This is a genomic window from Rhodopseudomonas sp. (assembly GCF_036404135.1).
Classification (GTDB): Bacteria; Pseudomonadota; Alphaproteobacteria; order Rhizobiales; family Xanthobacteraceae; genus Rhodopseudomonas_A.
In genome coordinates this window covers 39,776-57,390 of the sequence record NZ_DASWPE010000022.1, presented here as the reverse complement: position 1 = coordinate 57,390, position 17,615 = coordinate 39,776, and the positions used below count along the sequence as shown (strand labels likewise).

At 65.9% G+C, this 17,615-nt stretch carries 15 protein-coding genes; 11 read left to right on the top strand and 4 right to left on the bottom strand.

Annotated features, from left to right (window positions below):
* Window positions 1-41: 41 nt before the first annotated feature.
* Window positions 42-1,064: a histidinol-phosphate transaminase gene (locus VGC77_RS02680; protein ID WP_331170015.1), complete on the top strand. Its 1,023-nt coding sequence runs from the start codon at window positions 42-44 to the stop codon at window positions 1,062-1,064.
* A 174-nt stretch (window positions 1,065-1,238) separates the two neighbouring features.
* Here VGC77_RS02680 and VGC77_RS02675 read toward each other — a convergent pair whose 3' ends face one another.
* Window positions 1,239-1,868, bottom strand: a complete 630-nt coding sequence (locus VGC77_RS02675) for a TetR/AcrR family transcriptional regulator (protein WP_331170014.1) — start codon at window positions 1,866-1,868, stop codon at window positions 1,239-1,241.
* A 102-nt stretch (window positions 1,869-1,970) separates the two neighbouring features.
* Between VGC77_RS02675 and VGC77_RS02670 the strand changes: the two genes are divergently transcribed.
* The 4 genes from VGC77_RS02670 to VGC77_RS02655 all read left to right on the top strand — a co-directional run bounded on the left by VGC77_RS02670 (window position 1,971) and on the right by VGC77_RS02655 (window position 7,458).
* On the top strand, window positions 1,971-3,197 hold the full coding sequence (locus VGC77_RS02670) for an efflux RND transporter periplasmic adaptor subunit (protein ID WP_331170013.1): 1,227 nt from the start codon (window positions 1,971-1,973) through the stop codon (window positions 3,195-3,197).
* Between the two features lie 27 nt (window positions 3,198-3,224).
* Window positions 3,225-6,425, top strand: a complete 3,201-nt coding sequence (locus tag VGC77_RS02665; protein WP_331170012.1) for a multidrug efflux RND transporter permease subunit — start codon at window positions 3,225-3,227, stop codon at window positions 6,423-6,425.
* Window positions 6,426-6,437: 12 nt separating this feature from the next.
* On the top strand, window positions 6,438-6,713 hold the full coding sequence (locus VGC77_RS02660; RefSeq protein WP_331170011.1) for a hypothetical protein: 276 nt from the start codon (window positions 6,438-6,440) through the stop codon (window positions 6,711-6,713).
* 100 nt (window positions 6,714-6,813) lie between these two features.
* Entirely contained in the window at window positions 6,814-7,458 is a 645-nt protein-coding gene (locus VGC77_RS02655; protein ID WP_331170010.1) for a PepSY domain-containing protein, read from the top strand.
* A 90-nt stretch (window positions 7,459-7,548) separates the two neighbouring features.
* On the opposite strand, the gene VGC77_RS02650 is transcribed toward VGC77_RS02655, so the two are convergent.
* Window positions 7,549-8,043 carry a prolyl-tRNA synthetase associated domain-containing protein gene (locus VGC77_RS02650; RefSeq protein ID WP_331170009.1) on the bottom strand — a complete coding sequence of 165 codons (495 nt, stop codon included), beginning with the start codon at window positions 8,041-8,043 and terminating at the stop codon, window positions 7,549-7,551.
* A gap of 154 nt (window positions 8,044-8,197) precedes the next feature.
* Complete coding sequence (locus VGC77_RS02645; RefSeq protein ID WP_331170008.1) at window positions 8,198-9,235, bottom strand: GlxA family transcriptional regulator; 1,038 nt, start codon at window positions 9,233-9,235, stop codon at window positions 8,198-8,200.
* A gap of 127 nt (window positions 9,236-9,362) precedes the next feature.
* On the opposite strand from VGC77_RS02645, the gene VGC77_RS02640 reads away from it, so the two are divergent.
* Genes VGC77_RS02640 through VGC77_RS02620 form a run of 5 tightly spaced genes read left to right on the top strand, consistent with a single transcriptional unit; the run spans window position 9,363 to window position 15,827 of the window.
* Window positions 9,363-10,616 (top strand): sarcosine oxidase subunit beta family protein, encoded by a 1,254-nt coding sequence (locus VGC77_RS02640; RefSeq protein ID WP_331170007.1) that lies wholly within the window; start codon window positions 9,363-9,365, stop codon window positions 10,614-10,616.
* 10 nt (window positions 10,617-10,626) lie between these two features.
* Complete coding sequence (locus tag VGC77_RS02635; protein WP_331170006.1) at window positions 10,627-10,917, top strand: sarcosine oxidase subunit delta; 291 nt, start codon at window positions 10,627-10,629, stop codon at window positions 10,915-10,917.
* A complete protein-coding gene (locus VGC77_RS02630) occupies window positions 10,917-13,898 on the top strand; it encodes a sarcosine oxidase subunit alpha family protein (protein WP_331170005.1) in 2,982 nt (993 codons plus the stop codon). The genes VGC77_RS02635 and VGC77_RS02630 overlap by 1 nt, the downstream gene beginning before the upstream one ends.
* Window positions 13,891-14,478 (top strand): sarcosine oxidase subunit gamma, encoded by a 588-nt coding sequence (locus tag VGC77_RS02625; RefSeq protein ID WP_331170004.1) that lies wholly within the window; start codon window positions 13,891-13,893, stop codon window positions 14,476-14,478. The genes VGC77_RS02630 and VGC77_RS02625 overlap by 8 nt, the downstream gene beginning before the upstream one ends.
* A complete protein-coding gene (locus tag VGC77_RS02620; RefSeq protein ID WP_331170003.1) occupies window positions 14,478-15,827 on the top strand; it encodes an L-serine ammonia-lyase in 1,350 nt (449 codons plus the stop codon). Before VGC77_RS02625 ends, VGC77_RS02620 begins: the two co-directional genes overlap by 1 nt.
* A 9-nt stretch (window positions 15,828-15,836) precedes the next feature.
* Here VGC77_RS02620 and VGC77_RS02615 read toward each other — a convergent pair whose 3' ends face one another.
* A complete protein-coding gene (locus VGC77_RS02615) occupies window positions 15,837-16,742 on the bottom strand; it encodes a LysR family transcriptional regulator (protein ID WP_331170002.1) in 906 nt (301 codons plus the stop codon).
* Window positions 16,743-16,872: 130 nt separating this feature from the next.
* Here VGC77_RS02615 and VGC77_RS02610 point away from each other — a divergent pair, with 130 nt between their 5' ends.
* The gene (locus VGC77_RS02610; RefSeq protein WP_331170001.1) at window positions 16,873-17,604 is read left to right on the top strand and encodes an isochorismatase family protein; all 732 of its coding nucleotides are present in this window, start codon (window positions 16,873-16,875) and stop codon (window positions 17,602-17,604) included.
* Window positions 17,605-17,615: the final 11 nt, after the last annotated feature.

Genomic DNA, 17,615 nt, shown 5'->3' with positions numbered 1-17,615 from the left:
TCCGAACGCGATGAGCGCCTGGTGAGTGAGACTGACACGCCATGACCGTCCCGCCGCAGCCCGCGCCAATCCGTCTGTCCTTGAACGAAAATCCGCTCGGGCCATCGCCGCTGGCGTTGCAGGCGGTCAAGGTCGCGCTCACCGATCTGAGTTCCTATCCGGTTGACGCGCGCGCCGAGCTGATGGCGACCATCGCCGCGCGGGAGAATCTGCCGACCGGGCAGATCGTGCTCGGCGAGTGTCTCAACGTGCTTGGTTTGTATGTGTCGGCGCAAGGCGGGCCGGGAGGGGAGTTCATCTCTTGCGAGCCGGGCTACACCGCGCTGGTCGATGCCGTCGTCCCCGTGGGCGGCCGCGTCGTCGGCATCCCGCTGACCGACCGGCTGGAGAACGACTTTGCCGCGATTGCTCGCCGGGTGAACGATAGGACGCGGGCGGTGTATCTGGTCAACCCGCATAATCCGACCGGCATCGTCGCGCCTGCGACGGAGTTTATCGACTTCGTGCGACGGCTGTCCGAGCGGACGCTGGTGATCGTCGACGAAGCCTATCTCGATTTCTTGCCGGATTTCGACCAACTCACCGCCGCGGGTCTGGTCCGCGACGGCGCCCGGGTGGTGGTATTCAGGACCTTTGCGAAGCTGCACGGGCTCGCCGGCCTGTGCTTCGGTTACGCGCTGGCGCCGGCCGATCTCGCGGCCGCGCTGAACCAGCTTGGCGTCGGGGCGTTCTTCGACCTCAACCGGCTGAGCGTGGCGGCGGCGAATGCGAGCCTGCGCGACGCGACTTACATCGCTTCCGTGCGCGCCGCGGTGGCGGCCGAGCGCGAGGCCTGGCACGCGCTGTTTCGGCAGCACGATGTTCGCTTCACCGACTCGCAGGGCAATTTCGTGTTCTTCGACGCGAAGCGTCCGCATCACGAGGTGGCGGCAGCGCTGGCCGGCAAGGGCATCGCAATCGGTCGGGGGTATCCGGCGTTGCCGAACTGGGTCAGAATCTCGATCGGCAAAGTGGAGCACAATGCGATCGTCCGGCACGCCGTCGCCGATCTGCTGACGCGGTGAGGCACGCCCCGCGACCGATCGTCGTCCTCAGAGCCTGGCCGAAATACAGCATTAAAATTATTGCCGCCGCGACCCGAGGACGGCGCGCTGCGCCCGCCGAACAGCGAAGCAATTCTGGGGCTGCGCGTGTGGCCCTGGATTGCTTCGTCGCAAGCGCTCCTCGCAATAACGAACTTAAGCGCCTGATTCCGTTGCGGGCATGCGGCCAGCCGCGGTGCGCTGATCGAAGGCCTTTAGCGACAGGCTGGCGATCTCGCGCAGTTCGTCGCGCCCGGCGCCGGAGGAGGCCATCACGCCCATGCCCACGGTCACCGCCGACAGATAACGCGCCAGCGCCGCCGGATCGGCGGTGGCGGTCAGATCGCCTTCAGCCTTGGCTTGCTCAAACCGCTCCCGCAACCGATCCTCGGTCTCGGCGCGGCGCGAGGCCAGCTCGAACGGCACATTCTCCGAGCCGGTTCCGCAGGCGAGCCCCCCCTGGACCAGGAGGCAGCCCGGCGGATGTGTGGGGTCTGTCTGCACGTCGGCGATCCCCATCAGCAGCTTTTCGGCCACCGCGCGGGCGGTCGGGGCTCGTAAAATTTCCGTTAGAAAGGCCGCACGCTTGGCGGTGTAGCGGTCCAGCGCGGCCCGCAACAGGCCTTCCTTGCTGCCGAATGCCGCATACAGGCTGGGCGGATTTATGCCCATCACATCAGTGAGTTGCGCAATCGTGGCGCCCTCATATCCGTGTCGCCAGAAGACTTCCATCGCTTCGTCCAACGCCTTGTCGGCGTCGAAGGCGCGGGGACGACCCATCGCCATTTGCTGTTACCTCGACTTTTCTTAGTGCGTGATACATAATGCTCTTGACGACGGACGTCCACCTCTACATCTGTAGCAAGCACTACAGTTATGGAGCGCCACATGACGTCGTCCGCCATCGTCCCGCCGTCCCACCGTTTCCGCCGAACCATCGTCGGCCTGGCTGTGGCCGGGGCCGCGATTCTTGCCGGGTCGGTGATCACCGACCGCTATTTCCATGTCGAGCAGGCGACCGCGAGCGCGCCGCCGCCCGAACAGGCTGTCCCCGTCACCGTCGCGGTGGTGCAGCCGCGGCAGGCCACCTTGTGGGACGATTTCTCCGGCCGGTTGGAGGCGGTCAACCGCGTCGAACTGCGGCCGCGCGTCGCCGGCGCCATTCAGACCGCGCGGTTCACCGAGGGCGCGCTGGTCAAGGCCGGCGACCTGCTGTTTGCGATCGATCCCGCGCCCTATGCGGCCGAGGTCGACAAGGCGCAGGCCCAGCTCGAGGCGGCGAAGGCCCGCGCGCTGTTCGCCGCTGGCGAACTCGAACGCGGCCGCCAGTTGGTCGGCAACAATATCGTCACCAAGCGAGATTTCGACCAGCGTGACAACGCCAGTCGCGAAGCCATCGCCAATGTGGCGGCGGCGGAAGCCACGCTGCAATCGGCCAAGCTCAACCTGGATTACACCCAGGTCCGCGCCCCGGTGGACGGCCGGGTCGGCAAGATCGAAGTCACCGTCGGCAACCTGGTCGCCGCCGGCACGTCATCGCCGGTGCTGACCTCGCTGGTCTCGATCAACCCGATCTATGCCAGTTTCGATGCTGACGAAGAGGTGGTGATCCGGGCGCTGAATTCGATCGGCGGCGCTTCCGGCAAGCTCGACCGCATTCCGGTCGAGATGTCGACCTCCGGCGGCGACAGCGTGAAGGGCCACATCCAGCTGATCGATAATCAGGTCAACGGCCAGAGCGGCACCATCCGGGTGCGCGCCGCGTTCGACAACGCCGACGGCCGGCTGATCCCCGGCCAGTTCGCGCGACTGCGGATGGGACAGCCGCAGCAGCAGACGCTGGTGATGGTGGAGGAGCGTGCGATCGGCACCGACCAGGACAAGAAGTTCGTGATGGTGGTCGGCAACGACAACCGCGCGCTGTACCGCGCGATCACGCTCGGCGGCAATGTCGAGGGGCTGCGGATCGTGACCTCGGGGCTGCAATCCGGCGATCGCGTGGTGGTCAACGGCTTGCAGCGGGTGCGTCCCGGCGCGTTGCTGAAGTCCGATCTGGCCGACGCCGGCGGCGCCGGTCCGCGGCTCGCTGCCGCCAGCCAGCTCGCGCAGCGCTAACAAAAACCTTCGCAGCGGAGCGCGGCCATGAATCTATCGAAATTCTTCATCGATCGTCCGATCTTCGCCGGCGTATTGTCGGTGCTGATCTTCCTGGCCGGGCTGATCTCGCTGCTGGCGATGCCGATCTCTGAATATCCCGACGTGGTGCCGCCATCGGTGGTGGTGCGCGCCACCTATCCCGGCGCCAACCCCAAGGTGATCGCCGAGACGGTGGCAACGCCGATCGAGGAGCAGATCAACGGCGTCGAAGGCATGCTCTATATGGCAAGCCAAGCCACTACCGACGGCGCGATGACGCTGACGGTGACGTTCCGGCTCGGCACCGATCCCGACAAGGCGCAGCAACTGGTGCAGAACCGCGTCGCGCAGGCCGAACCGCGGCTGCCGGCAGTGGTGCGCCAGCTAGGCATCATCACCAAGAAGAGTTCGCCCGACCTCACCATGGTGGTGCATCTGCTGTCGCCGAACAACCGCTACGACATGACGTATCTGCGCAACTACGCGGTGCTCAACGTCAAGGACCGGCTGGCGCGGCTCGACGGCGTCGGCGACGTGCAGCTGTACGGCGCCGGCGACTATTCGATGCGGGTCTGGGTCGATCCGCAGAAGGCGGCGGAGCACGCGTTGACCGCCAGCGACATCGTCAAGGCGATCCAGGCGCAGAACGTCGAGGCCGCGGCCGGCGTGGTCGGCGCCTCGCCGAGCGTCAAGGGGCTCGACCTGCAACTCTCGGTCAATGCCGAGGGCCGGCTGTCGACCGAAGAGCAATTCCGCGACATCGTGGTCAAGAGCGGCGCGAAGGGCGAGGTGACGCGGCTGCGCGACGTCGCCCGTGTCGAGCTCGGCGCCTCGGAATACGGCCTGCGCTCGCTGCTCGACAACAAGCAGGCGGTGGCGATTCCGATCTTTCAGGCGCCGGGATCCAACGCGCTGCAGATCTCCGACAGCGTTCGCGCCACCATGGCCGAGATTCAGAAGACCATGCCGGAGGGCGTCGAGTACCAGATCGTCTATGACCCGACGCAATTCGTCCGGTTTTCCATCGAAGCGGTGATCCACACCCTGCTGGAAGCCATCGCGCTGGTGGTGGTGGTGGTGATCCTGTTCCTGCAGACCTGGCGGGCCTCGATCATCCCGCTGCTCGCGGTGCCGGTGTCGATCGTCGGCACCTTCGCGGTGATGCACGTGTTCGGATTTTCGATCAACGCGCTCAGCCTGTTCGGCCTGGTGCTGGCGATCGGCATCGTGGTCGACGACGCCATCGTCGTGGTGGAGAACGTCGAGCGCAACATCGAGGCCGGCCGCTCGCCCCGCGATGCGACCTATCAGGCGATGAAGGAGGTCTCGGGGCCGATCATCGCCATCGCTTTGGTGCTGATCGCGGTGTTCGTGCCGCTGGCCTTCATCAGCGGGTTGACCGGGCAGTTCTACAAGCAGTTCGCGCTGACCATTGCGATCTCCACGGTGATCTCCGCGGTCAATTCGCTGACATTGTCGCCGGCGCTGGCGGCGTTGCTGCTGAAAGGCCGCGACGATCCCAAGGACCGGCTGACGCGGATTCTCGACCGCGGGCTCGGCTGGTTCTTCCGCGGCTTCAACCACGCCTTTGCGCGCTCGGCGCACGGCTACAGCCGTGGCGTCGGCGGCGTGATCTCCGGCAAGGCGATCGTGATCGGCGTCTATGTCGTGCTGGTGGTCGCCACCGCCGGGCTGTTCAAGCTGGTGCCGAGCGGCTTCGTGCCGGGCCAGGATAAGCAGTATCTGGTCGGCTTCGCGCGGCTGCCCGACGGCGCCACGCTCGACCGCACCGAAGACGTCATTCGCCGGATGAGCGACATCGCAGCGACCCAGCCCGGCGTGGAAAGCTCGGTGGCGTTTCCCGGGCTATCGATCTCGGGCTTCACCAATTCCTCCAATGCCGGCATCGTGTTCTCGACGCTGAAGCCGTTCGAGGAGCGCAAGGATGCCTCGCTGAGTGGTGCTGCGATCGCCATGGAGCTGAACAAGAAATATGCCGGCATCCAGGAGGCGTTCATCGCGATGTTTCCGCCGCCGCCGGTCAACGGGCTCGGCACCATCGGCGGCTTCAAGCTGCAGATCGAGGACCGCGCCGGGCTCGGCTACGACGCGCTGAACGACGCCACCAAGGCTTTCCTGGCGGCGATGGCGAAAGCGCCGGAGATCGCCGGCACGTTCTCCAGCTTCCAGGTCAACGTGCCGCAATTGTTCGCCGACATCGACCGCACCAAGGCGCTGCAGCTCGGCGTGCCGGTGACCGAGGTGTTCAACACGCTGCAGATCTATCTCGGATCGTACTACGTCAACGACTTCAACAAATTCGGCCGCACCTATTCGGTCTATGTGCAGGCCGACGCGCCGTTCCGGGCGCGGGCCGACGATATCCGCCAGCTCAAGGTGCGCTCCGCTTCGGGCGACATGGTGCCGCTCGCCGCGCTGTTGAAGATTCACCAGAGCGCCGGTCCGGAACGGGCGATCCGCTACAACGGCTTCCTGTCCTCGGACATCAACGCCGCGGCGGCACCGGGTTATTCTTCCGGTCAGGCGCAGGAAGTGGCGACCCGGATCGCGGCGGAGACCTTGCCGCCGGGCTTCGCCTTCGAATGGACGGATCTGACCTATCAGGAATTCATCGCCGGCAATTCCGGGCTGTGGGTGTTTCCCTTGGCGATCCTGTTGGTATTCCTGGTGCTGGCGGCGCTGTACGAGAGCCTGACGCTGCCGTTGTCGATCATCATGATCGTGCCGATGGGGTTATTGGCCGCGATGTTCGGCGTCTGGCTGTCGAAGGGCGACAACAACGTCTTCACCCAGATCGGGCTGATCGTGCTGGTTGGACTGTCCGCGAAGAATGCCATCCTGATCGTCGAATTCGCCCGCGAATTGGAATTCGCCGGCCGCTCGCCGATCAAGGCGGCGATCGAAGCCAGCCGGCTGCGGCTGCGCCCGATCCTGATGACGTCGATGGCGTTCATCATGGGCGTGCTGCCCCTGGTGCTGTCGACCGGCGCCGGCGCGGAGATGCGCCGCGCCATGGGCGTGGCGGTGTTCTCCGGCATGATCGGCGTGACGCTGTTCGGGCTGTTCCTGACTCCGGTGTTCTATGTGCTGCTGCGCAGCGTCACCGGCTCGAAACCGTTGACCCAGCACGGCAGCGGTGGAACCTTGGCCGCCGACGACGAGGTCGTCGAGCCGGTGGCGGGCTGAGCGATGTCGAAGATGAAGCGCAACCGTGAGCTCCTCGCGATCTGGCCGAAGATCGCCGACCTGCGCCAGAGCTTTCCGACGTCGAGCCAGCTGCCGCTGCTGGAGCAGGGCGCGCGGGTTCGCATGAACGGCTTCGGACGCGAACGCCATCCGCATTATCGCGGCCGCGAAGGCACCATTGTCGGCGTCGGCTCGCCCGGCAGTTGCCGGGTGCAGTTCGACGACACCAAGACGCCGGTGGCGATCTATCGTGGCTATCTGGAGCTTGTCCCCGCCATCGGACAATAGCGATGCAGCGCGAGTTGCCGTCGATGGCGATTTTAAGTGATCGGCAGGGAGCGCGCTCCATGCCGCTGCAAGGGATCTGAACGAGCCTGGTTGTGTCATGATGTGCATCAGCAACAACGCAACGATGCGGTTGGTCCAGTCCATCGTTCGCCCGATCGCGATCGGCTGCCTGCTGACGATCGCCATCGCCTCGCTACAGGCCGCAGCGGCCACGACGGACGGCCGCAATTCGGAAATGGTCGGCGACAGCCCTGAGGTTCGGGATGCCGCCACGCAGAGCGAGCGCCAGGCGGCGAGCGCCCGCAGCGTTGCGATCACGCTGCTGCAGGCGCTCGACATCTCGGAACGCCAGCATGCCGGGTCGCGGGCCGTCGATGTCAGCTTCGTCGCGACCTCGGGCGAGCGGTTCTACCGCATCCTCACCCTGGTCGGCGATCAGGTGTTGGAGCATCATATTGATGCAGACAATGGCGAGGCGGGCGCGGCTCGGATCTATTCGACCATCGACAGCCTCGATCAGACCGATCGCGCCAATGTCAGCGACCTGATGCGAACGGGCTTGAATCTGTCGGACGCGGTGGCGCTCGCGGAGCGGGAGACGACGGGGATCGTGATCAGCGCCGGCCTGATCAGAATCGGCGGCAAGCTGAATTTCGCAGCCGTCGCGTTATGCGGCGATCGCTTGAAGGAGGTCGTCCTCGAGCCGCCGTTGCAGTCCAAACCGAGGCGGCGCGGCGACGGCTGATCCGGGCAGCGCCGCGAGGCGGCGGATCGGCGGGCTCGACATTGCGGAAGAATAGGATCGCGAGGCCCGGTGCGGGATCGCGGCGCGACGTCATTTGCCGTCGAGCGAAATGCTCAATGGCGAGTGCCCAGTGTTGGCCAGGAATTGTCGCAGCGCCTCCGCCGACAGCGACGTGGTGCGGCGGTTGCTGAGCGGATGGCAATTGATCGTCTCGGCGGCAAGCAAGGATTGATCGACGACGAGGGTGACGTTGTGCGTAGCGTCGTTGACCAGCGCCAGTAGCGAAATCGATCCGGGCGTCACCCCCAGCATGTCCAGGAGAACGTCGGCGGCGCCGAATGACAAATTGCCCTTCGCTCCGATCTTGTGACGCAGATCCTTCAAATTCACCGTCGCCGCCTCATCTGCCACCACAAGAAAGAACGTCTTCTTGCTGTCGCGCAGGAACAGGTTCTTGGTGTGAATCCCCGGGATATCCCCGCGCAATCGCCGCGAGTCCTCGACGGTGTGCACCGCCGGGTGGTCATGGGTGGTGGCGCTGATGTGCTGGTCCGCGAGATAAGCGAGAAGGTCGTCGCTCGTCATAGGCATCGGGAGGCTTTCTTTCTGCACATCGTTCGATCGATGGCGACACTGGTCTTCGGCCGCGCGCCCGCGCTAAAATTGTTACGACATGCCGGCGGCGAGATGCGACATCGCGGCCGCCGGCCAGCGGGCTGCAAATGTCTCGGCGCTGGACTCATTCGAACACCCGCGCCTCCGCGGGATCGTCGGGCTGCCTTCGCGGCTTCAGCGCATCCGGCTGCTGCCGCTTGACCTGCTTGCGGAACGCCGCCGGCGCCAGGCCATAGCGCGCTTTGAAGCTGCGGCCGAAATGCGAGGCATCCGAAAAGCCAAGCTCGGCGGCGATGCGGCTCGGCGGCAGCGTGTGGTTCTTGAGCATCCATTGGCCATGCTGCAGCCGCAACGCCAGATAGCTCTGCTGCGGTGACGATTTCAGTTCTTGTCCGAACACCCGCTCGAGCTGTCGGACGCCGACCCCGATCCGTTTGGCGATCGCCGAAATCGGCAGCGGTTCGGCGAGGTTCTGTTCCATCAGCAGCAGGGCGCGGCAAATCCGGATGTCGTCGCTGTCGGTTCCGGGAAGCGGGGCGGGCTGCGAGCTGCTCTCGCTGCGCCGGCGATCCACCAAAAGGATATGCAGCGCCTTCTGCGCCACCGAGGCGCCCAAACGTTCGCTGACCAGATGCGCGGCGAGATCGGCGACGCCGAGACCGCCGGAGCAGGTGATGCGATTGCCGTCGATCACGAACAGCCGATCGGCGATCGGAACCAGATCGGGAAATTCCTCGACGAAGTCGCGATAGTGATACCAACTGACGCAGCATTTGCGTTGCTTCATCAGGCCGAGCCGGCACAGCACGAAACTGCCGGTGCAGACCCCGATCAGCGTCACCCCGGCCTCGGCCGCCTTGCGCAAATAGCCGGCGATCTCCTTGGACAAAGGCGGCATGCCCTGCAGCAGTCCACCCACCACCACGATGCAATCGAACGCGGTGGGATCAAGCAGCCCGGATGACGGCTGAATCACGATGCCGCAACTGGCCTTGGCCTCGCGCTGGCCCGCGCTCATCACCTGCCAGCTACAATCGATCGGTCGGCTGCGATCGCCCTTGTCGGCGGATAGCCGCAGCACGTCGACAAAGCTGGCGAAGGCGGTGAGGGTGAAGTTGTGCATCAGGATGAAGCCAACCCGTAATTTCGCTGTGCCAGGCATTCATTGATCCGCGGCCGGAACCCACCCGATGTCGCGTTTATTCCAGAATTGATCGTTTGGCTACGAGAAATCGCCGCTGCAGCGGTTAAAGCGCTAGGGTCAGGAAATTCCGGCTGGAGACCGACCGATGCGCCGCTTCTCCTTACGTTCGCTGGTTACCGAAGCCGCTAACGCCCAGCAGGGCTGGGGGCGGCAATGGCGCGCCCCGGAGCCGAAGCCGGCCTACGACGCGGTGATCGTCGGTGGCGGCGGCCATGGCCTCGCCACCGCATTCTACATGGCGAAGCTCCACGGCATGCGCAATATCGCGGTGCTGGAGAAGGGCTGGATCGGTGGCGGCAACACCGGGCGCAACACCACCATCATCCGTTCCAACTATCTGTACGACGAAAGTGCTGCGCTGTACGACCACGCGCTGAAACTCTGGGAAGGCCTCAGCCAGCAACTCAACTACAATGTGATGTTCTCGCAGCGCGGCGTGCTGATGCTGGCGCATAATGTTCACGACGTGCAAAGCTTCAAGCGTCACGTCTACGCCAATCGTCTGAACGGCGTCGACAATGAATGGCTGACGCCGGAACAGGCCAAAGCGTTCTGCCCGCCGCTGAATATCTCGCCGGACATCCGCTATCCAGTGGTCGGCGCCGCGCTGCAGCGCCGCGGCGGGGTCGCCCGGCACGACGCGGTGGCCTGGGGCTATGCCCGCGGCGCCGACGCGATGGGCGTCGATATCATCCAGAATTGCGAAGTCACCGGCATCAGCCGCGGCCCCGATGGCGCGGTCGCCGGCGTCGACACCACGCGCGGCGCAATTCGCACTTCGCGGGTCGGCGTTGCGGCCGCCGGCCACAGCAGCGTGGTGATGGAGCGGGCGGGGTTGCGCATGCCGCTGGAGAGTTTTCCGTTGCAGGCGCTGGTGTCGGAGCCGGTGAAGCCGGTGTTTCCCTGCGTGCTGATGTCGAACGCGGTGCACGCCTATATCTCGCAATCCAACAAGGGCGAATTGGTGATCGGCGCCGGCACCGATCAGTATATTTCCTACAGCCAGCAGGGCGGCCTGCACATCACCACCCACACGCTGGACGCGATCTGCGAGTTGTTTCCGCAATTCTCCCGGCTGCGGATGCTGCGCAACTGGGGCGGCATCGTCGACGTCACGCCGGACCGTTCGCCGATCATCGGCAAGACGGCAATTCCCGGGCTGTTCGTGAATTGCGGATGGGGCACCGGCGGTTTCAAGGCGACGCCCGGCTCCGGCCATCTGTTCGCCCACACCATCGCCACCGGCGAGCCGCATCCGATCAATGCGCCGTTCAACCTCGATCGCTTCCGCAGCGGCCGCCTGATCGACGAGGCCGCGGCGGCCGCGGTCGCCCATTGAGAGGCGCCCGATGCTGCTCGTGACCTGTCATTACTGCGGCGAACGCCCGGAAATCGAATTCCGCTGCGGCGGCGAGGCGCATATTGCGCGGCCCGCCGATCCCTCCGCGCTCGACGACCGGGCGTGGAGCGAATTCCTGTACTATCGCCACAATCCCAAGGGCGTGCATGCCGAGCGCTGGAATCACGCCCATGGCTGCGGCCGCTGGTTCAACGCGCTGCGCGACACCGCCAGCGACCAATTTCTGGCGACCTATCCGATGGGCGCCGCGCGTCCCGATCTCGCAAGCGGAGGCAAGTGATGGCGCAGCCGTTCCGACTGCCGCAGGGCGGCCGCATCGATCGATCGCGGCCGATCCGGTTCAGCTTCAATGGTCGGCGCATCGACGGCTACGCCGGCGATACGATCGCCTCGGCGCTGCTCGCCAATGGCCAGCATCTCGTCGGCCGCTCGTTCAAATATCACCGGCCGCGCGGCCTGCTTTCGCACGGCTCCGACGAACCCAACGCGCTGCTCAATATCAGCCGCGGGACGGGTCGCACCGATCCCAACAACCGTGCTACGGTGTTCGAAGCCGTCGACGGGCTGAGCGCGAAAACGCAAAATCATTGGCCGTCGCTGCAGCACGACATCGGCGAAATCAACAATCTGTTGTCGCCGCTGCTGGCCGCCGGCTTCTACTACAAGACCTTCATGTGGCCGCGCTCGTTCTGGGATCGGCTCTACGAGCCCAATATCCGCGCCGCGGCGGGGCTCGGTGTTGCGCCTGATGAGCCCGATGCGGATCGCTACGTGCATCGCCACGCCCATTGCGACGTGCTGGTGGTCGGCGCCGGCCCGGCCGGGCTTGCGGCGGCGCTCGCCGCGTCGGCCTCAGGGCAGCGGGTGATCCTCGCCGACGAACAATCGGAGCTCGGCGGCACGCTGCTGCACGACACGGTGTCGTCGATCGAGGGGATGCCGGTGGACGCCTGGCTGCGCGAGACCGTGGCGACGCTGCGCGGCCGCGGCAACGTGGTCATGCTGCCGCGGACCACGGCGTTCGGCTACTACAATCACAATCACGTCGTGCTGGCCGAGCGGGTCACCGATCACCTTCAGCAGCACAGCGACGCGGTGCCGCGCGAACGGCTGTGGCAGGTGCGGGCGAAGCGCGTGGTGCTGGCCGCCGGATCGCACGAACGGCCGCTGTGCTTTGCCGACAACGACCGCCCCGGCATCATGCTGGCGGAGAGCATTCGTGTGTTCGTCAATCGCTATGGCGTGGCGCCGGGCCGGCGGATCGTGCTGGCGACCAATGGGGCCGCCGCCTATCAGGTCGCCGCCGACTTGCACGCGGCCGGCCTTGCGGTGAGCCTGGTCGACATGCGCAACGACGATGAGTGCGGCCTGGAGCTGGCGATGGTGCGCGGGCTCGGCATCGAGGTGATGACCTCGCACACCGTCGTTGGATCGACCGGGCGCAAACGGGTCAGCGGCCTGATCGTGGCCGCGGTCGACCGTGACGGCGCGGTTGGCGCAAGGCGCACGCTTGATTGCGATTGCGTCGGCATGTCCGGCGGCTGGACGCCGGCGGTGCATCTGTTCTCGCAATCCCGCGGCAAGCTGCAATTCGACGCGGCGATCGATGGCTTCGTGCCGGGAGCGTCGGTGCAGGCCGAGCGCAGCGTGGGCGCGGCCAGCGGCAGCTACGATCTGCAGCGCTGCCTGGTCGAAGGCTGGGAGGCCGGCAGCGCGGACGGCGTCGCCCGGGCGATGGCCGCGGCGCCGGCGAGCCTCACCGGATTTCATCCGCTGCGCCAATTGCCCTCCGATCGACCCGCCGGTGGAGCGATGGCCTTCGTCGATTTCCAGAACGACGTCACCGCCAAGGACGTCCGGTTGGCGGTGCGCGAAGGCTTCGAATCCGTCGAGCACGTCAAGCGCTACACCACGACCGGCATGGCCACCGATCAGGGCAAGACCTCGAACATGGCGGCGCTCGGGCTGTTGTCGGAGATTTTGCACAAGCCGGTGCCGGCGGTCGGCACGACCACGTTCCGGCTGCCCTATACGCCGGTGACGTTCGGGGCATTGGTCGGCTCGGCGCGCGGCGAATTGTTCGATCCGATCCGCAAGGCGCCGCTGCACGACTGGGCCGAACGGCACGGCGCGAAATTCGAAAACGTCGCGCTGTGGCGGCGCGCCCGTTATTTCCCGCGGCCCGGCGAGACCATGCAGCAGGCGGTCAGCCGCGAATGCCGGGCGGTGCGCGCCGCGGCCGGCATCTTCGACGCCTCGACGCTCGGCAAGATCGAGGTCGCGGGCCCCGACGCCGCCGAATTCATGAACCGGTTCTACGTCAATGGCTGGCTGAAACTCGAGCCCGGCAAATGCCGCTACGGGTTGATGCTGCGCGAAGACGGCTTCGTGTTCGACGACGGCGTGGTGGGGCGGCTGACGCCCGAGCTGTTCCACGTCACCACCACCACCGGCGGCGCGCCGCGGGTGCTGGCGCATATGGAGGACTATCTGCAAACCGAATGGCCGGAGCTCAGGGTGTTTCTGACCTCGATCACCGAGCAATGGGCGGTGATCGCGCTGCAGGGCCCGGCGGCGCGAACAATTCTGCAGCCGTTCGTCTCCGGCATCGATCTTTCGCCGCAAGCGTTTCCGCATATGGCGATCCGCAGCGGCGAGATTTGCGGCGTGCCGACGCGGCTGTTCCGGGTCTCGTTCACCGGCGAACTCGGCTTCGAGATCAACGTGCCTTCCGATCACGCGCAAGCGGTGTGGGAAGCGCTCTATGCGCACGGCCGATCATTCGGGCTCACGCCCTATGGCACCGAGGCGATGCACGTGCTGCGCGCCGAGCGCGGCTTCGTCATTGTCGGCCAGGAGACCGACGGCACCGTGACGCCGGACGATCTCGGGCTTGCCGGCATGATCGCCAAGGCGAAACCGGATTTCGTCGGCAAGCGCTCGCTGGCGCGGCCCGATCTGGTGGCGGCGGGCCGCAAACAGCTGGTCGGCATCCTCACCGATGCAGCGGCCCTGGTGCTCGATGAAGGCGCCCAGGTGGTGCTCGATCCGAAGGCGCCGGTGCCGGTCAAGATGCTGGGGCACGTGACCTCGAGCTATTGGAGCGACGCCTGCGGCCATTCCATCGCGCTGGCGCTGGTCGAAGACGGACGCGCGCTGACCGGCCGCACGGTCCATGTCACGACGCCGACCGGCTTCGCCGCGGCGCGGGTGAGCGATCCGGTGTTCTTCGACGTCAAGGGAGAACGGGGCCATGCCTGACATCGGTGGTTGCGCACGCCATTCCATCATCGCAGCCGCAGCCCGCGGCGACGCGGGGCAGGTCGCGGTGCTGGATCCCGCCGCGCGTTTCTCGCTTCGGCTCGGCTCGGCGGAAGCCGCGGCACGGCAGAGCGTGGCGGCCTGCCGCATCGATCTGCCGATCAATAGCTGCGTGGTCAACGGCGAGCGTCTCGCCGCGCGGCTTGGCCCCGACGAATGGCTGCTGACCGCCCCCGAATCCGACGGCGTCGGGCTCGGGCGGCAGATCGCCGCCGAACTCGCCGGTTCGTTCTTCTCTCTCGTTGATATCGGCCATCGCAATGTCGGGTTTCGGGTCGGCGGCGCGCATGCCCGTGACATCCTCAATGGCGGCTGCCCGCTGGATCTCGATGATGCGCGGTTTCCCGCAGGATCGGCCACCCGCACGGTGTTCGGCAAGGCCGAGATCGTGCTGATCCGTGCGGGCGCCGCGCCGTCCTATCAGGTGGAATGCTGGCGCTCCTTCGCGCCTTATGTGCATGGGCTGCTCCAGGAAGTGGCCCGCGAATTCGACGCCATCGCGCCGGCTCGACCGCGGTGATGATCAGCGCCTTCGATCTGTTCAAGATCGGGATCGGGCCGTCGTCGTCGCACACGGTCGGACCGATGGTTGCGGCGAACAGGTTCAGGGATCAGCTTCCGGCCGCCGTGATACGCATCGAGGTCGAGTTGTTCGGCTCGCTGGCATGGACGGGCAGGGGCCACGGCGCCGACCGAGCCATCTGTCTTGGTCTACTCGGCGAGCAGCCGTCGCGCGTCGATCCGGACGACATCGCGGGGTTGCTCGCAGCGCTCTCCGCCACTAAAACCATTCGCCTGCCGGGCGGCACGGCCGCCGCCTTCGATCCGGCGGCCGATCTCGTCTTCAATTTCGAGGCGCTGCTGCCGCATCATTCCAACGCCATGCGCTTTCGCGCATTCGCAGCGGATGGCGCCGAACTGATCGAGAAAGTATTCTATTCGATCGGCGGCGGCTTCGTCGAAGAAGAAGGCGCGTCGCGCGCCGGCACCAGCATCGACCTGCCGTTCGGCTTCGCGTCATCGGCGGACTTGTTAGGCATCTGCAGGGACACCGGGTTGTCGATTGCCGGCGTGCAATTGGCCAACGAACTCGCGCTGCGATCGCGCGGCGAGGTGGACCGCAATCTCGATCTCATCCGCGATGCGATGTTCGCCTGCATCGACCGCGGGCTGCGGCTCGACGGCGTGCTTCCCGGCACGCTGCAAGTGCGGCGCCGCGCCAAAGAACTGTTGGCAAAGCTCGAAGCCCGGCGCCTGACCAACAGCAGCGGCCCGCACGAGATTTTCGACTGGGTGTCGACCTTCGCGATCGCGGTGAACGAGGAAAATGCCACGGGCGGCCGGGTGGTGACAGCGCCGACCAATGGTGCCGCGGGGATCATTCCCGCGGTGCTGCGCTATTTCCGCGATTTCTGCCCGGACTATTCTGACGACGCGGTGCGCAGGTTCCTGCTCAGCGCCGCCGCGATCGGGTCACTGATCAAGCGCAACGCGTCGATCTCCGGCGCCGAGGTCGGCTGCCAGGGCGAGGTCGGCTCGGCGGCGTCGATGGCGGCGGCGGGGTTCGCCGCGGCGCTGGGGGCTTCGCCGAGCCAGGTCGAGAACGCCGCCGAAATCGCCATGGAACATCATCTCGGCATGACCTGCGATCCGATCGGCGGCCTGGTGCAGATCCCCTGCATCGAACGCAACGCGTTCGGCGCCAACAAGGCGATCGCGGCGGCGTCGCTGGCGATGCGCGGCGACGGCGTCCACCACGTCTCGCTCGATCAGGTGATCGAGACCATGCGGCAGACCGGCGCCGACATGCAGTCCAAATACAAGGAGACCTCGCGCGGCGGTCTCGCCGTCAACGTGACGGAATGCTGAGCGCTGTCGTCAACTCGCAGCGCCCCGATGCCCCCACACATTGTGGAGGAACGCCTTGAAATGCTGCAGGCTGGCGGATTGCTCCTGGCGGCCCCAGACCGCCGACACTGGCAGCGTGCTGCCGACGTCGTCGAGCGGGCGAATGACGATGCCGCGGCGCTGCAGGTTGCGGACGCAGCTTGAATAGACGCTGACGCCGACCCCGGCTGCCACCAGCCCGAAAATGCCTTCGCTGCTGGAGGCTTCCTGGGCGATCTGCGGAAAGAAGCCGCGGGCCTGGCACAGGCCGAACAGGCGATTGCGGAACGCGGTCCAGTTTTCGCCGTTGCCGAGCACGAATTTTTCTTCGGCCAGGTCGCGCAGCGTCAGCGACTGGACGTTGGAACGCGGATGGGTGATCGGCAGCAGCGCGACGTAGCGGTCCTCGTCGAACGCGTAGCTGTCGACCAGTTCGTGGTCGAACGCGCCGATCATGAAACCGACGTCGATCCGTCGCTCCAGCAGCGCGGTCTGCTGATGCGAGGTCGGCATGAAGCTGAGCTCGAGGCGGATCTCCGGATGGTAGCGTTGGAACGCGCGGATCAGTTCGGGCAAACGGCCGTTGATGGCAAAATCCATATAGGCGACGCGCAATTCGCCGATCACCCCGGCCGCGGTGCGCCGAGCGGTTTCCACCGCGCGGTCCAAATGGTCCTGCGCCAGCCGGCATTCGGCGAGGAAGGCCTTGCCGGCATCGGTGAGCTCGACCAGCCGGGTGGTGCGGCGCAGCAGCGACACGCCGATCTCCCGCTCGAGGTCGCGCAGGGTGCGGCTGAGCGCCGGCTGCGCGACGTGCAGCCGCTCCGCCGCCCGGCCGAAATGCAGCTCCTCGGCCAAGGTGACGAAGGCGCGGACGTGTCGAAGATCGAAGCGCATCGGACTATTTATACCGAATTTGGCATCAATCCAGCATTATTTGATATTTCTCTTGCCGTTTTATCGCTGACACACTGCGGGCAGTTGAGGTTGCCTCCCATTCCTAAAAAGCGAGACCTGGAGAAATCAGATGTCCGTCACCGTCCCGCCGTCCGGTTTTGATCGCGAACTCGATGCCACTCTCGCGCTCGCGTTCGAAAAGGCGAGCGCGCTGTATCGCGCGCGCGGCTTTCAGCGGCGGATCGGCTTCGGCAGCCGTCCGGCGTTGATCAATGTCGATCTCGCCAATGCCTGGACCCGGCCGGGCAATCCCTTCACCTGCGAGGGGGTCGACGATCGTATCATTCCCGGCGTGCAGGGGCTGCTCGCAGCGTGCCGCCGCAACGGACATCCGGTCGTCCACGTCACCACCTGCTATCAGGTCACCGACCGCAGCAATCCGCTGACCGATATGGGGCTTTGGCACGACAAGATCCCGATCGAGGTGGTGGCGCAGTCGAATCCGGAAATCTGGGCGATCGACAGCCGGATCGAGCCGATCGAAGGCGAGCAGGTTCTGATCAAGAAGCGCGCCAGCGCGTTTCACGGCACCTATCTTGCCGGCTTCCTGCGCGCCGCAGGCGTCGACACCATTCTGGTGACCGGAGTGACCGCATCCGCCTGCGTCCGCGAGACGCTGTGCGATGGTCTCGCCGACGGCTTCCGCACCATCGCGGTGAAGGAATGCATCGGCGATCGCGTCGCCGGTGCGGTGGCTTGGAACCTGTTCGACATCGACGCCAAGTTCGCCGACGTCGAGAGCGTAGAGCGCTGCGTCGCCTATCTCGACGACGTCGGCCACGTGCCGATTGCCGCCGAGTAACGAGGCCCGGT

Excerpts from the sequence above, each read along its gene's own strand:
- VGC77_RS02675 (WP_331170014.1), bottom strand. The coding sequence starts at position 1,868 with ATGGCGATGGGTCGTCCCCGCGCCTTCGACGCCGACAAGGCGTTGGAC.
- VGC77_RS02650 (WP_331170009.1), bottom strand. The coding sequence starts at position 8,043 with ATGACGAGCGACGACCTTCTCGCTTATCTCGCGGACCAGCACATCAGC.
- VGC77_RS02665 (WP_331170012.1), top strand. The coding sequence starts at position 3,225 with ATGAATCTATCGAAATTCTTCATCGATCGTCCGATCTTCGCCGGCGTA.
- VGC77_RS02625 (WP_331170004.1), top strand. The coding sequence starts at position 13,891 with ATGCCTGACATCGGTGGTTGCGCACGCCATTCCATCATCGCAGCCGCA.
- VGC77_RS02610 (WP_331170001.1), top strand. The coding sequence starts at position 16,873 with ATGTCCGTCACCGTCCCGCCGTCCGGTTTTGATCGCGAACTCGATGCC.
- VGC77_RS02680 (WP_331170015.1), top strand. The coding sequence starts at position 42 with ATGACCGTCCCGCCGCAGCCCGCGCCAATCCGTCTGTCCTTGAACGAA.
- VGC77_RS02640 (WP_331170007.1), top strand. The coding sequence starts at position 9,363 with ATGCGCCGCTTCTCCTTACGTTCGCTGGTTACCGAAGCCGCTAACGCC.
- VGC77_RS02645 (WP_331170008.1), bottom strand. The coding sequence starts at position 9,235 with ATGCCTGGCACAGCGAAATTACGGGTTGGCTTCATCCTGATGCACAAC.
- VGC77_RS02655 (WP_331170010.1), top strand. The coding sequence starts at position 6,814 with ATGTGCATCAGCAACAACGCAACGATGCGGTTGGTCCAGTCCATCGTT.
- VGC77_RS02630 (WP_331170005.1), top strand. The coding sequence starts at position 10,917 with ATGGCGCAGCCGTTCCGACTGCCGCAGGGCGGCCGCATCGATCGATCG.
- VGC77_RS02670 (WP_331170013.1), top strand. The coding sequence starts at position 1,971 with ATGACGTCGTCCGCCATCGTCCCGCCGTCCCACCGTTTCCGCCGAACC.
- VGC77_RS02620 (WP_331170003.1), top strand. The coding sequence starts at position 14,478 with ATGATCAGCGCCTTCGATCTGTTCAAGATCGGGATCGGGCCGTCGTCG.
- VGC77_RS02660 (WP_331170011.1), top strand. The coding sequence starts at position 6,438 with ATGAAGCGCAACCGTGAGCTCCTCGCGATCTGGCCGAAGATCGCCGAC.
- VGC77_RS02615 (WP_331170002.1), bottom strand. The coding sequence starts at position 16,742 with ATGCGCTTCGATCTTCGACACGTCCGCGCCTTCGTCACCTTGGCCGAG.
- VGC77_RS02635 (WP_331170006.1), top strand. The coding sequence starts at position 10,627 with ATGCTGCTCGTGACCTGTCATTACTGCGGCGAACGCCCGGAAATCGAA.